The organism is Corallococcus sp. AB038B, from assembly GCF_003668955.1.
GTDB lineage: Bacteria > Myxococcota > Myxococcia > Myxococcales > Myxococcaceae > Corallococcus > Corallococcus exiguus.
Window position 1 is genome coordinate 1,035,309 of sequence record NZ_RAWO01000001.1, and the last position, 14,581, is coordinate 1,049,889.

Genomic DNA, 14,581 nt, shown 5'->3' on the forward strand with positions numbered 1-14,581 from the left:
CAGGGCATCTTCCGCAAGGGCACTGGTGAGTGAGTCGATGCCAACTGGAAGCTCAGTAAAAATCTACTGACGTTCCAGCTGATTTCAATCTGCCACCAGGGTCATGCATGGAATCAGGCAGCACCGTGATGCGGTGCCCTACGGCAAGTGATACCTGCTCGCCTGAGTGCCCTGCGTCCTGCTGGGGAGACGAATCCGTCGACGGTTCGGGGGTATACGCGGGCCCTCCGACATCCCCTGACTTGGGGGCCGAAGGCGGCACCCCCCGTCCGTTGACGACGCGCTGTACCTGTGTTCAGGCTGGCCCTCTGGGAGCCCGCCATGTCCCCTCAAATCGCCCTCGCCTTTACGTCGGAGTTCGCGGCCCATCCGGCGCTCGCCGCCTTCCACCCGGTGGTGCGGCGCTGGTTCGCCACACGCCTGGGTGAACCCACCCGTCCGCAGATTGAAGGCTGGCCGCTCATCCAGGCCGGCCACGACGTGCTCATCGCCGCGCCCACGGGCAGCGGCAAGACGCTCACGGCGTTCCTTGCGGCGCTGGACTCGCTGTTTCGCATGGCGCTCGACAGCACGCTGCCAGACCACACGCGCGTCCTCTATGTGTCGCCCCTGAAGGCCCTGGGCAACGACGTGCAGAAGAACCTCCTCCAGCCGCTGGAGGAGCTGATGACCCTGGCGCGCGAGGAGGGCTACGAACCGCAGCAGTTGCGCGTGCAGGTGCGCACCGGCGACACGCCCGCGGGCGAGCGCGCCCAGATGGTGCGCCGCCCGCCGCACATCCTCATCACCACGCCCGAGTCCCTCTACCTCTACCTCACCGCCGAGCGCGCCCGCGCCACCCTGCGCCACGTGCGCACGGTCATCGTGGACGAAATCCACGCGCTCGCCCGCGACAAGCGCGGCAGCCACTTCGCGCTGTCCATGGAGCGCCTCAAGGCCCTCACCGACGTGCGCCCCCAGCTGTTGGGCCTGTCCGCCACGCAGAAGCCGCTGGACGCCATCTCGGGTTTCCTCACCGGCGCGACCCTCACCGAGTGCAAGCGCGTGGAGGTCGGCCACCAGCGCCCATGGGACCTCAAGGTCGAGATCCCGGACGCGGAGCTGTCCTCCATCGCAAGCCACGAGATGTGGGGGCAGGTCTATGACCGGCTGATCCAGCTCTCCAGTGAGCACCGCACCACGCTCATCTTCGTCAACACGCGCAAGATGTCCGAGCGCGTGGCGCACGACCTGGGCGAACGCCTGGGCCAGGCGTTGGTGGCCGCGCACCACGGCAGCATGTCCCGCGAGATGCGCCTGTCCGCGGAAGAGCGCCTCAAGGCCGGCCAGCTGCGCGTGATGGTCGCCACCGCGTCGCTGGAGCTGGGCATTGACGTGGGCAACGTGGACCTGGTCGTGCAGTTGGGCACCACCAAGGCCATCTCCGTGTTGCTCCAGCGCGTGGGCCGCGCGGGCCACCACAAGGCGGGCATCTCCAAGGGCATCCTCTTCGCGATGACGCGCGACGAACTGGTGGAATGCGTCGCGCTCCTCAACGCCGTGCGCGAGGGCGACCTGGACGCGGTCCGCATCCCCAAGAAGCCGCTGGACGTGCTGGCGCAACAGATTGTCGCCGCGTGCGCGTGCGAGGAATGGGACGAGCGCGCCCTCTTCAGCATCTTCCAGCGCGCGTACCCCTACCAGGACCTCACCTGGGAGGAGTACCAGCAGGTGCTGGAGATGCTCTCCGAAGGCGTCTCCGAGCGCCGGGGCCGGGGCAGCATCCACCTGCACCGGGACCGGGTGAACCAGCGGCTCAAGGGGCGCCGGGGCGTGCGCATCACCGCGCTCACCAACGGCGGCGCCATCCCGGACACGTTCAACTTCAGCGTCACCGCGCAGCCGGAAGGCAAGGTCGTGGGCACGCTGGACGAGGACTTCGCGGTGGAGTCCTCGCCGGGAGACATCTTCCTGCTAGGCAGCACCGCGTGGCGCATCCAGCGCGTCATGGGCAGCACGGTGATGGTGGAGGACGCGAAGGGAGCGCCGCCCAATGTGCCCTTCTGGCGAGGCGAGGCCCCGGGCCGCACGGACGAGCTGAGCCTCCAGGTGGGCCGGCTGCGCGAGGAGCTGCTGCGCCACGATGATCCGGCGGGCTTCCTGGAGAAGCTCCTGCGAGTGCCGCCGCCCGCGGTGGATGCGCTGCTGGGCTACCTGCGGCTGGGCAAGAAGATGCTGGGCGATGTGGTGCCCAGCCACACGCAGATCGTCGCCGAGCGCTTCTTCGACGAGGCCGGCGGCATGCAGCTGATCATCCACGCGCCGTTCGGTAGCCGCATCAACCGCGCGTGGGGCATGGCGCTGCGCAAGCGCTTCTGCCGCTCGTTCGACTTCGAGTTGCAGGCGGCGGCCACGGAGGACGGCATCCTCCTGAGCCTGGGGGAACAGCACTCGTTCCCTCTGGCGGACATCTTCGACTTCCTGCACCCGGACAACGTGGAGGAGGTGCTGGTACAGGCCATCCTCCAGGCGCCCATCTTCGGCACGCGCTTCCGGTGGGTGGCGTCGCGAGCGTTGACGCTGCACCGGATGATGGGAGGCAAGCGCGTGGCGCCGAACCTCCAGCGCGCGCGCAGCGAGGACCTGCTGGCGGCGGTGTTCCCCGCGCAGGTGGGCTGCCAGGACAACCATGGCGGCGGGGACGTGGAGCTGCCGGACCATCCGCTGGTGAAGCAGACGATGGACGACTGTCTGCGCGAGGCGATGGACATCGACGGCCTGCGCGAGGTGCTCCGTCGCATGAAGGACGGGCGCATCCAGCTGGTCGCGCGAGACGTTCCGGAGCCGAGCGTCTTCGCGCACGCGCTCATCAACAGCCAGCCCTACACCTTCCTGGACGACGCGCCGGCCGAGGAGCGCCGCGTGCGCAACGTGGCCCTGCGCCGCGCGATGCCCGCGGAGGACGCGGCGGCGTTCGGAGCGCTGGACGCGAACGCCATCCGGCAGGTGGTGGAGGACGCCGCGCAGCCGATGCGCGACGAGGACGAGCTGCACGACGCGCTGTTGCAGCTGGTGCTGGTGCGAGCGTCGGAGGTGCCGCGAGGCCTGGAGACAGGGCTCTTCAAGCAGGGGCGCGTGGCCTGGCTGGAGCGGCAGGGCGGTCGGTTCCTCGTGTCGGCGGAGCGAGGCAACGCGGTGCGAGCGCTCTTCCCGGACGCCCAGACGCAGCCGGTGTTGCCGGTGCTGGAGTACGACCGGCCGGTGGAGCGCGACGCGGCGGTGCTCCAGGTGGTGCGTGGGCGGATGGAGTTGGTGGGGCCCACCACTGTGACGGAGTTGGCGCGGCTGACGCTGTTGGATCCGGACGACATCAACCTGGCGCTGCACAACCTGGAGAGCCAGGGCAGCGTGCTGCGAGGCCAGTTCCGCGCGCAGGACGACGTGCCGGTGCCTCGGGACGCGGACGGAAGCCCGGTGCTGGAGTGGTGCGACCGGCGACTGCTCCAGCGCATCCACCGGCTGACGGTGGGGCGGCTGCGCCGCGAGATTGAACCGCTGAGCCCCCAGGACTTCATGCGCTTCCTCTTCCGGTGGCACCACCTGGAGGACGTGGACGCGCTGCGAGGCTCCACGGGGTTGCTCAAGGCGGTGCGGCTGCTGCAGGGGTACGAAGCGCCGGCCTCCGCGTGGGAGCGCTTCCTGTTGCCCGCGCGCATGCGGGGCTACACGCCGGACCTGATGGAGCGCGCGTGCTACGCGGGCGAGGTGGCGTGGGGGCGGGTGACGCTGAAGGATCCGCCGAAGCCCGCGGGCCCGCGCCGGGGCGCGCCGGTGGAAGCCCCGGAGCCGGTGGTGGCGAAGCGGTCTTCACCGACGCGCAACGCGCCGCTGACGTTCACGGTGCGCGAGGACCTGGAGTGGATGCTCGCGGCGGCGCGTCCGCACGCAGTGCTGGCGGACGGGGGCGTGTGGACGCCGCCGGACCTGAGCGCGGCGGCGAAGGACGTGGTGGGCGTGCTGGAGCGGCGAGGCGCGTGCTTCTTCCAGGACCTGGTGACACGGGCGCGGCGGCTGCCGGCGGAGGTGGAGGACGCGCTGTGGGAGCTGGTGGCGAAGGGGCTCGTGACGGCGGACGCGGTGCAGAACCTGCGCATCCTGCAGAGCCCGGCGCACCGCAAGCGGCAGAAGCTGCTCAACCGGGGCGGTCCGGGCCGCTGGAGCCTGCTGGCGCCAGCAGAGCCGAAGTCGCAGGAGGAGGTGACGGAGTCGCTGGCGAAGCTGTTCCTCCAGCGCTACGGCATCGTCTGGCGCGACCTGGTGATGCGCGAGTCATTGGCGCCCACGTGGCGCGACCTGCTGTTCGTCTACCGGCGCATGGAAGCGCGAGGCGAGCTGCGCGGTGGGCGCTTCGTGTCAGGCTTCGTGGGTGAGCAGTTCGCGCTGCCAGAAGCGGTGGACATGGCGCGAGCGGTGCGGCGCGCGCCTCCGTCAGGCGTGCGCATCCAGCTGTCCGGCGTGGATCCGCTGAACCTCACGGGCGTGGTGACACCGGGCCCGCGCGTGGCCGCGCTGCCGAACAACGTCGTCACCTACGTGGATGGGATTCCGCAGGGCGTCGACGCGGTGGAGGACGCGCCGGAGAACGAGGACGCGGAAGTCGATGGTTCGCTCGCGCAGGTGAACTGACCTGCGCAGGACAGAGTCCCGTCGTGGCTTGAGGACAGTTGGGGTTCAGGGGTGGAGTGACTCCCATGAACCCCAGTGTCCGGCACGGAAGCCCCGGTTCTCATGCCGGGGCCTTCTTCGTTCTCACGATGATGATGGCTACCGCTTGTGGACACACCCAACGTCCCGAGCGGAAGACCTATGTCGTCTCCGAGGATGCGCGAGGCGTCGGAACGGCCGAAGGGCCTGGCACTGGCGGCTCTGGGGCGGATGCCTACTGCGGCGAGATGCAGAAGCAGTGTTTCCAGAAGTGCTGGAGACGAAAGCCGACAGTAGAAGACATGGAGAAGCACTCAGAAAGCCACCACCGGCTCTGCACGAGCCAATGCCTTGAAGCGTTCATGAACTGCATCAAGGAGCAGGATGCACTGGCGCAACAGGGTACGAAACGGGAACTGCGATTCCCTGACATGACTGCCGCGTTGGACTGGCTCCGGGAACACAAGTCCGAGGTCGCCTTGGGAACCGTGGTCGTCGTCGCGGGAATGGCTTTCTCGCTCGTCGTGGCTCCCGCAGGACTGTTGGTGCTGAGCCCCATTTGAAAGGACGTATCCGTGAACAAGGAGCCGGAAATCAATGTGGAGGATGTTCTCGCTGTCCTGGGTGACGAGACCCAGCGTCACGAGAAGGGCTCACGAGAATGGAACGCCCTCCAGGTCGCGGCGATCTGCCTCATCTACGTCCGGCACATGAACAAGTTGGACGACTTCACACGCTACTACCGCGAGCTCCTCAGTCCGGATTTCAAGATCAAGGTCGAACGTGATTTTGAAACGCGGACTGACGCGGAGGCATGGCTCAAGGAAGGTACAGCCGCACACGGAATGCACATCCGGATCGACGGCGCGGGCTTCCTCGTGGTCCAGCTCCCCGGGAGGCTCACCTTGATGAACGCCCCGCTGCCAGAAGAACTGAACGCGATGGAGTCGGAGGAGGACTGACCCGCGCGGCACAGTCTGGCTCCGCGCGCGATATCCGTCCCGATGCGCTGGAGTCGGCCGTACGCGGTTTGATAGGCATCTGTGGTGATCTCCCAGGAGACCGTGAATGCCAACGAACCTGTACTGGATGGCGGTGTTCGTGGCGCTGGGCTGCTCAGCGCAACATCCGGACATGCGTGTCCGCCAACTCGCCACTGGCATGCATGAGCTCAAGGGACCCCTGGCGCCTCCCCAAGAGGCCGCAGCCGTGGTGTTCCCGAACTCGTTCAAGGAAGGCGTTCATCTAGAAGGCCCCGTGATGGCCGCCCTCGAAGTCGCGATGAACGAGTTCCTGCCCCCAGGCTCGGAGCTCCAGACCCAGGACCCCGACAAGCGCATGGCGCAGTGCCTCTCCAGGCGTAGCACCTACGACACCCATGTCCTCCAATCGGGAGCCGACCTGTTCTTCGTGTGGTTCTCCCCGCAGCCATCACGCTGCGGCTTGAGCGAGCCCATCCTGGATGGGGGCGCCGTCTACGCGATCGACGGACAGGGACGCATCCTGGACAGGAGGTAGCGACCAGGCCGCCGTCCTGGTGGTTGCTGCTGAAATGTTGTGTGCTGGGCCTAAAGATTCAAAATTTATACTTAGTTCGATGGATTTTAGCTTCCGTCGGGTTGAAAATAACCCGCATAGAGCCCACAATGCATCGCGTCAGCTCTTTGGAGAGGTGCGGCGATGCAGAAGTGGATGGCGATGGTCCTGCTGGTGGCGGTGGGGGGGGCGGGACTCCTGGTGGCCCCGGCGGCGCAGGTGAAGCAGGGCGGTCCCATCAACCCTGCGGACACCGCGTGGCTGCTCACCGCCACGGCGCTGGTGCTGCTGATGACGCCCGGCCTGTCGTTCTTCTACGGCGGCATGGTGCGGCTGAAGAACGTGGTCTCCACCCTGATGCAGAGCTTCATCGCCATGGCCGTCATCAGCGTGCTGTGGGTCGTGGTGGGCTTCAGCCTTTGCTTCGGTGACAGCTTCCACGGCCTCATCGGTGATCCGCGCACCTTCTTCATGTTCAGCGGCGTGGGCGGCGAGACGCACCCGGACCTTGCGCCCACCGTGCCGCTGCTCCTCTTCGCGCTCTTCCAGCTCAAGTTCGCCATCATCACCCCGGCGCTCATCACCGGCGCGTTCGCGGAGCGCGTGCGCTTCAAGGCGTACCTGCTCTTCATGGTGCTCTTCAGCGTCTTCATCTACGCGCCGCTCGCCCACTGGACGTGGCACCCGGAGGGCTTCCTGCGCCAGTGGGGCGTGCTCGACTTCGCCGGTGGCACCGTGGTGCACATGTCCGCGGGCCTCGCCGCGCTCGCGGGCGCCATCGTCCTGGGCCGCCGCCAGGTGCACCTGACGCACGCCACGCATGCTCCCGCCAATGTTCCCTTCGTGATGCTCGGCACGGGCATGCTGTGGTTCGGCTGGTTCGGCTTCAACGCCGGCTCCGCGCTGTCCGCGTCGTCGCTGGCCACGCTCGCCTTCGCCACCACCAACACGGCCTCCGCCGCCGCGATGCTCGGGTGGATCGCCTTCGACTGGCTGCGCGGCCGCAAGCCCAGCGCCATGGGCGCCTGCGTGGGCGCGGTGGTGGGCCTGGTCGCCGTCACCCCCGCCGCCGGCTTCATCACCGTGGGGCAGAGCATCGTGGTGGGCCTGGTCGCCAGCTTCGTCAGCAACGCCGCCGTCCACTTCAAGAGCCGCACCGCGCTGGATGACACGCTCGACGTGTTCCCCTGCCATGGCCTGGGCGGCATCGTGGGCATGGTGCTCACCGGCGTGCTCGCCAAGGACGTGGGCCTGCTCTACGGCAGCACGCGCACCTTCTTCATGCACCTGCTGGCGCTGGTCGTCGTCTCCGTCTTCTCCTTCGTGGGCTCGTACATCCTCTACAAGATCGTCGACCGCATCGTCCCGCTGCGCGTCACCCGCGAGCAGGAGGAGGAGGGCCTCGACCTGAGCCAGCACGGAGAGACCGTGGGCGAGGTCCCTACCGCGGCGCTCGCCGTCCCCACGCCGCCCGTTGCGAGCGCGCCCATTGCTCCGGAGCACGCCGCTTCGTCGGAGCCCGTGCCCGCGTAACATCCTCTCCCTGTCGATGCTGTAGACACGGGGCCCTCCGCTTCACGCGGGTGGGCCCCGTGGTGCGTTGGGCCTCCAAGCGTGTGGACCCCGCGAGGCCGTGAGCCTGTCGGGAATGGGATGGGGGCGTCCTCGCTGATCATTCGCGCGGGCAGCACCCTGTCCGAGGCCTGACTGGGACCTGTCATGCGTTGGTCGTCCGTTCATGCATGGGCAACTTCGGCGTTGAGACAAGGCCCGTCATCGAATGACGGGGCTGTCGCTTCGCGTGGGGGAGCGCATGTCGCGGAAACGCAATGAGTGGAGAATCGCTGTCCTGGGAATCGTGCTCGCGGTGTGGGGTTGCTCGAAGGAGCCCGCCTCCGCGCAGCCCCCGCCGGTGCGAGTGGCCCCGGCGGGTGTGCAGGCGGGCCCAGGAGACACCCCGAGCCTGGGGGAGCTGCCCGTCGTGTCGGGCCTGTCCGTCGCGAAGGTCTTCGCCCAGAAACTGGGCAAGCCCACGTCCCTGGGAGAGACGACGGCGGTGCACGTGAAGCTGCCGCCCCCCGCCAATCGCGGGCTCGCGGGCAGCCTGGTGCGCGTGGTCGGTGATTCGTCAGGGCCCACCGTCCTCTTTCACTCCGACACCCTGGCCCGGCTGGGGGTGATTCCGGCGAGCCCGGGCCCCGAGTTCTTCACCCTCTTCGCGCGGCTCCCGGACTCGGAGGTGGAGCGCCGCTGGGAGAGCGAGCGACGGCTGGCCTCGGGCGAGTTCGGGATGCCCACCCGGGAGACCGTCCTGTTCAACGGTCGCCACCCGGCTGCCCGTTACGAGGGGCTCTCCATGGACGCCAACGCCTTCGCGCAGGGCGCGCTCGTGCCCCAGACGAGCTGCCCCCAGATGCCAGCCTCCACCGAGGCCTGGTGGGAGCGGACGCTGATGATCCGCGACCCGGCCGTGGTGCTCGACCCGGCGCGCACGTGGGACCCTTGCACCGGCGCGGGGACGAAGGGCGGGGTGTGGACCTTCGCGCACCTCATGCGGGAGATGGCCCAGGGCTCCGGCGTGAGCCCGGAGGACTTCGTGCTCGAGTGGCTGTCACTCTGGCTCAATGACTTCCAGGCGAACGGCGACACGGTGCCCGCTCGCCGCAAGATGTATGACGAAGTCATTGCCCCCTGGGCCGCCGCCAGCGGCGCGACCTCGTCCCTCGAGTTCAACGTCGGCACGGGCCGCTGGGAGGTGGTGCTGCGCCAGCCGCTGGACCTGGACATCGCGCCCTTCCGGTTGCTGGCCATCGTCAACCGCATCGACCTGGCGGGCAGCACGGAATACTCCGGCCGTTCATCCACCCCGGGCGAGCTGCGCTTCATCTTCGGGCTGACGCGCCCCTCGCCCTGGGGAGGTGGGACGGAGGCGACGTGCAACCTCAAGCCCTTCACCACCATCTTCGAATACGGCGTGCCGGGCGAGGGCTGCCGGGCCATCACCGGCTGGGCGCGGCAGTGGGTGGGACTGGGGATGGACCCCGCCTTCAACGAGGCCTACCGGTCGCGACTGCAGCAGATGACGGAGAGCGTCGTCCGGCATGGGCGCTCGCCTGGGAAGGGCAACCGGAGCGCGCTCAACCAGCTGCGCACCAACGAGGTGGCCCTGGCGTTTCCGTGGGAGCTGAGGGAATTCCACCTGGCGGACGAGCACCCCGGCACCGGCAAGGACACCCCCTCCAACGGGCTGTTGCGCGTCCACACGATGGCGCTGACACCCGATGACGCGACCCACGACTTCCGCACGGACCCCGACGTGGACTTCTTCGTGCGCACGCACGTCAAGAACGGCGTCGAGCAGCCGGTGACCGTCCCCACCCACTGCACCGCCCGCTTCACGGTGCCTCACGCACTCAACGGCATGCCCTTCCTGGGCGCCAACGCGCAGGTGGCGCCGCCCACCCACTGGGAGGCCCTCTCCGCGGTATCCACCAGCGCCACGGAGGTCTGCGCGCGGAAGGAGTTCTCCAGCAACACGTGCAATGGCTGTCACTTCAAGGACACGGGCACCAACGACTTCTCCGGCACGGACAACCTCGCCTTCACGCACGTCAGTCCCACGTCGGGCATCCCGGCCCGCCAGTCCAAGTTCCTGACGGGTGGGGGCAACGGCTTCATGTTCGTCGTGCCGGATGCCCAGTTCGGAGCGCAGCTGACGTCGTGGCCGTTCGCGGACCTGCTGCGCCGCCACCAGCGGCTCCAGGAGCTGGCCCATTGCTCCGCCTGTGGATGGTTCATCGACCTGGACGCGGGCTACCTGAACCGGATGGAGGCGCTCGCCGGGAGCGTGCCCCTGGACGTGGCGCCCGGCTCACCCGTGTCGACGTTCACGGTGGGTCCCATCCGCGATGTCGACATGGTGAAGCAGCTCCTGGAGCTGCGCCCTGGCTTCAGGATGCGGCCGCGGGAGCTGCCGCTCGACTTCCTCGAGCCGCCCGCGGCCCGCGTCCACTGACGGGCTCCGTGATGCGTTGGGCCTCCAAGCGTGTGGACCCCGCGAGGCCGTGAGCCTGTCGGGAAGGGAATGGGTGGAGCCCCTGCTGATCACTCGCGCGGGCAGCACCTTGTCCGGGGCGTGACTGCGACCCGTCATGGGTTGGACGTCCGTGCGCGCACTTCACCCCTGCGGCGTTGAGTCAATGCCAGCCAGTTCATGCAAAGGCTGGCATTGCCGGGGGGAATGTATGTTTCGGAAGTGCGAGGAGTTGAGAATCGCTGTCTTGGGAGCCGTGCTGGCGGTCAGTGGCTGCGCGAAGGATCCGGCGCAGGAGCCTTCGCGGCAGGACGCCGCGGAGGAGTCGCGGGGGAGCAGCACGAGCCTGGGTGAACTGCCCCTCGTGCCGGGCCTGTCCGTCGCCGGAACCTTCGTCCAGAAGCTGGAACAGCCCACGTCGCTGGGGGAGACGACGGCGGTGCACGTGAAGCTGCCGCCTCCGGCCAACCGGCTCCTGTCGGACAGCCTGGTGCGCGTGGTGGGAGACCCGGCGCGGCCCACGGTCCTGTTCCACTCCGACACGCTGGCCCGGCTGGGCGCGATTCCCTCGAGCCCCGGACCGGACTTCTTCACGCTCTTCGCGCGGCTCCCGGACTCGGAGCTGGAGCGACGCCAGGAGAACGAGCGCCGCCTGGCCTCGGGCGAGCTTGGGCCGACCACCCGGGAGACCGTCCTGTTCAACGGCCGCCACCCGGTCGCCCGCTACGAGGGGCTCCCCGTGGACGCGGAGGCCTTCAGGTGGGGTAGGCAGGTGCCGGTCATGAACTGCCCGCTGGTGCCGACCTCCACCCAGCCCCAGTGGGAGCGGACGCAGATGATCCGCGATCCGGCCGTGGTGCTCGACCCGGCGCGCACGTGGGACCCGTGCACCGGCGCGGGGACGAAGGGCGGGGTGTGGACCTTCGCGCACCTCATGCGGGAGATGTCCCAGGGGTCCGGCGCGCGACCGGAGGCCTTCGTGCTGAACTGGCTGTCGCTCTGGCTCAATGACTTCCAGTCCAACGGCGACACGGTGCCCGCGCGCCGCAAGATGTATGACGAAGTGATTGCCCCCTGGGCCGCCGCCAGCGGCGCGACCTCGGCCCTCCAGCAGAACACCTCCACGGGTCGCTGGGAGGTGGTGCTGAGCAAGCCGCTGGACCTGGACATCGCGCCCTTCCGGCTGCTGTCCATCGTCAACCGCATCGACCTGGCCGGCACCCGGGACTACGACGACAAGCCGACGGACCCGGGCGAGCTGCGCTTCATCTTCGGGCTGACGCGCCCCTCGCCCTGGGGAGGTGGAACGGAGGCGACGTGCAACCTCAAGCCCTTCACCGTCATCTTCGAATACGGAGTGCCCGGCGAGGGGTGCGCGCCGGTCGTCGCCTGGGCGCGGCAGTGGGCGTTGCTGGGGACGTTCACGTCCTTCAACGCGGCCTACAAGGCGCAGCTCACGCAGATGACCCAGAACGTCGTCCTGCGGGGACGGGCTCCAGGGAAGGGCAACGCGAACGCGCTCAACCAGATTCGCACCAACGAGGTCGCCCTGGCGTTTCCGTGGGAGATGCGGGAGTTCCGGCTGGCGGACGAGCACCCCGTCACCGGCAAGGACAAACCCTCCAACGGGCCCCTGCGCGTCCACACGATGGCGCTGACTCCCGATGACGCGACCCACGATTCCCAGACGGACCCGGACATCGACACCTTCGTCCGCACGCAGGTCAAGAACGGCGTCGAGCAGCCGGTGACCGTCCCCACCCGATGCACCGCGCACTTCACGGTGCCGCGCACCCTCAATGGCAGACCGTTCCTGGGAGCCAACGCGCTGGTGGCGCCGCCCACCCATTGGGAGGGCTTCAGCGTGGTGCCCTCGGATGCCACGGAGGTCTGCGCGCGGAAGGAGTTCTCCCTCAATACGTGCAATGGCTGTCACTTCAAGGACACGGGCACGAACGACTTTTCGGGCACGGACAACCTGGCCTTCGTGCACGTCAGCCCCACGTCGGGCATCCCGGCCCGGCTGTCCAAGTTCCTGACGGGCGGAGGCCCGGGCTTCATGTTCGCCGTGCCGGACGCCCAGTTCGGGGCCGCCGTGGCGTCGTGGCCGTTCGCGGACCTGCTGCGCCGGCATCAGCGGCTGCAGGAGTTGGCCAGCTGCACCACGTGCGGATGGTTCATCGACCTGGACCTGGGCTTCCTGTCCCGGATGGAGGCGCTCGCCGGGAGCGTGCCCCTGGACGTGCCCCCCGGGGCGCCAGCGCCGGCGCTCACCGTGGGCCCCATCCGTGACATCGGCGTGGTGAAGCAACTGCTGGAGCTGCGTCCCGGCTTCAGGACGCAGCCGCGGGAGTTGCCGCTCGACTTCCTCCAGCCGCCCGCGGCCCGCGTCCACTGACCCTCAGGTCCGGCGAGCCCGCGCCCCCGGGCTCATTGCGGGTAGTTGCAGGAGGGCGCGCAGTGGGGGAGGACGAGGATGTCCTCCGAGGGGTCGTAGTAGCCCAGGCAGCACTGCTCGCGGCTCCCGCACTGGGACGACGGGCCTCCCGGAGTACATGGGAGGCGGCAGAAGCCGTCGTAGTCACAGACCCGCGAGCCGTCCGGCCTGCAATAGGTCGCGTTCGGCACGCACGCCTCCAGCCCCTGCTCCGTGCTCGCGAGCTCCTCCTCCGCGGGCGCCACACCCCCACAGCCCAGCGCCGCCACGGCCCACAGCGCCGTCAGGACTCCAGCCAATCCCAGCTTCCGCATGCTGCCTCCCAATCGGCCCTCCAGGACGAGGGCCGTGTCGGGAGTCCGACGCGTCTGGAATGGAAAAGCAACCAGACGCCCCGTTTTCCTGTGAGGCGTCTGACTTTGACCCAGGTCTAGAACGCGCAATCCTGACCGCGCGTGGGCAGCACGGAGGCGGTGCCGGACAGCCAGGTGTCCAGCGCGCGCGCCGCCTCACGTCCGTCCGCGAGCGCCCAGACGATGAGGCTCGCGCCCCGGCTGGCGTCGCCCGCGCAGTACACGCCCGGCGCGGAGGTGGCGAACTTCGCGTCGACCTGCACCGTGCCGCGCGGCGACAGCGTCACGCCCAGTTCCTCCGCCAGCCGGTCCGTGTTCGGGCCGGTGAAGCCCATGGCGAGCACGAGCAGGTCCACCTCGAACACCTGCTCGGAGCCCGGCACCTCCACCAGCTTCAGTGCGTCGTTCGGCTCGCGCTGCATCTCCACGCGCACCGCGTGCAGGCGCTTCAGCTGGCCGTCCTCGCCCTCCAGCCGCTTCGTCATCATCGCGAAGGCGCGCTCGCCGCCCTCCTCCTGGCTGGACGACGTGCGGAACACCAGCGGCCAGCGCGGCCACGGGTTCTCCTTCGCGCGCAGCTGCGGCGGTGCGGGGAGCAGCTCCACCTGCATCACGCTCGCCGCGTCCTGGCGCAGCGCCGTGCCCAGGCAGTCCGAGCCCGTGTCGCCACCGCCCAGGATGATGACCCGCTTGCCTTGCGCTTCCAGGCGCGCGTCCGGCGATGCTCCCGCCGTCACCACGCGGTTCTGGTGCTCCAGGTAGTCCATGGCCTGAAGCACGCCGGACAGCTCGCGGCCCGGCACGTCCAGCTCGCGGGCCTTGCGCGCGCCCAGGGCCAGCACCACGCCGTCGTACTGCTCGCGCAGCGCGCGCCAGCCCGGCGTCACGGCCACGTCCTCACCCGTGCGGAAGACGATGCCCTCCGCCTCCATCAGCGCGAGCCGGCGGTCCAGCACCGCCTTCTCCAGCTTGAAGTCCGGGATGCCGTAGCGCAGCAGGCCTCCGGCGCGGCTGTCCTTCTCGTACACCGTCACGCTGTGCCCGGCCGCGTTCAGCTGCGCCGCCGCCGCCAGGCCCGCGGGGCCGGAGCCCACCACCGCCACGTGCTTGCCCGTGCGCCGCGCCGGAGGCCGGGCCTTCACCCAGCCCTCCGCGAAGGCTCGCTCGGAGATCTCCTTCTCCATCTGCTCGATGGTGACCGCGTCCCGGTCGATGGCCAGCACGCACGCGGCCTCGCACGGCGCGGGGCACAGCCGTCCGGTGAACTCCGGGAAGGTGTTGGTGCGGCTGAGCACCTGGTACGCCTCCTTCCACTGGCCCCGGTACACCGCGTCGTTGAAGTCCGGGATGAGGTTCCCCAGCGGGCACCCCTGGTGGCAGAAGGGGACGCCACAGTCCATGCAGCGTCCCGCCTGCCGCTTCGCCTCGCCCGCCGCCAACGGCAGGTGCAGCTCGCGCCAGTCCTCCAGGCGCTCCACCTTGTCCCGCTTGGGTGCGTGGACGCGCTGCCACTCCATGAAACCCGTGGGCTTGCCCATG

General features: G+C 69.1%; 9 protein-coding genes. 7 read left to right on the forward strand and 2 right to left on the reverse strand.

The features are described from left to right. Positions 1 to 321 precede the first annotated feature (321 nt). The 7 genes from D7Y04_RS04345 to D7Y04_RS04375 all read left to right on the forward strand — a co-directional run bounded on the left by D7Y04_RS04345 (position 322) and on the right by D7Y04_RS04375 (position 12,650). On the forward strand, positions 322 to 4,665 hold the full coding sequence (locus D7Y04_RS04345; RefSeq protein WP_199749613.1) for a DEAD/DEAH box helicase: 4,344 nt from the start codon (positions 322 to 324) through the stop codon (positions 4,663 to 4,665). A gap of 65 nt (positions 4,666 to 4,730) precedes the next feature. After that, positions 4,731 to 5,246, forward strand: a complete 516-nt coding sequence (locus D7Y04_RS04350; RefSeq protein WP_120593378.1) for a hypothetical protein — start codon at positions 4,731 to 4,733, stop codon at positions 5,244 to 5,246. A 12-nt stretch (positions 5,247 to 5,258) separates the two neighbouring features. Beyond that, a complete protein-coding gene (locus D7Y04_RS04355) occupies positions 5,259 to 5,645 on the forward strand; it encodes a hypothetical protein (RefSeq protein ID WP_120593377.1) in 387 nt (128 codons plus the stop codon). A 106-nt stretch (positions 5,646 to 5,751) separates the two neighbouring features. After that, positions 5,752 to 6,201: a hypothetical protein gene (locus D7Y04_RS04360; RefSeq protein WP_120593376.1), complete on the forward strand. Its 450-nt coding sequence runs from the start codon at positions 5,752 to 5,754 to the stop codon at positions 6,199 to 6,201. 162 nt (positions 6,202 to 6,363) lie between these two features. Further along, positions 6,364 to 7,752, forward strand: coding sequence for an ammonium transporter (locus D7Y04_RS04365; RefSeq protein WP_120593375.1), 1,389 nt, complete (start codon positions 6,364 to 6,366; stop codon positions 7,750 to 7,752). A 280-nt stretch (positions 7,753 to 8,032) separates the two neighbouring features. Continuing rightward, positions 8,033 to 10,234 carry a hypothetical protein gene (locus tag D7Y04_RS04370; RefSeq protein ID WP_199749614.1) on the forward strand — a complete coding sequence of 734 codons (2,202 nt, stop codon included), beginning with the start codon at positions 8,033 to 8,035 and terminating at the stop codon, positions 10,232 to 10,234. 274 nt (positions 10,235 to 10,508) lie between these two features. After that, positions 10,509 to 12,650: a hypothetical protein gene (locus tag D7Y04_RS04375; protein ID WP_233601364.1), complete on the forward strand. Its 2,142-nt coding sequence runs from the start codon at positions 10,509 to 10,511 to the stop codon at positions 12,648 to 12,650. Between the two features lie 32 nt (positions 12,651 to 12,682). Here the strand turns inward: D7Y04_RS04375 and D7Y04_RS04380 are convergent, their stop codons facing one another. Further along, entirely contained in the window at positions 12,683 to 13,003 is a 321-nt protein-coding gene (locus tag D7Y04_RS04380) for a hypothetical protein (RefSeq protein ID WP_121758409.1), read from the reverse strand. Between the two features lie 116 nt (positions 13,004 to 13,119). Continuing rightward, positions 13,120 to 14,580 (reverse strand): glutamate synthase subunit beta, encoded by a 1,461-nt coding sequence (locus tag D7Y04_RS04385; protein WP_121758410.1) that lies wholly within the window; start codon positions 14,578 to 14,580, stop codon positions 13,120 to 13,122. Position 14,581 lies beyond the last annotated feature (1 nt).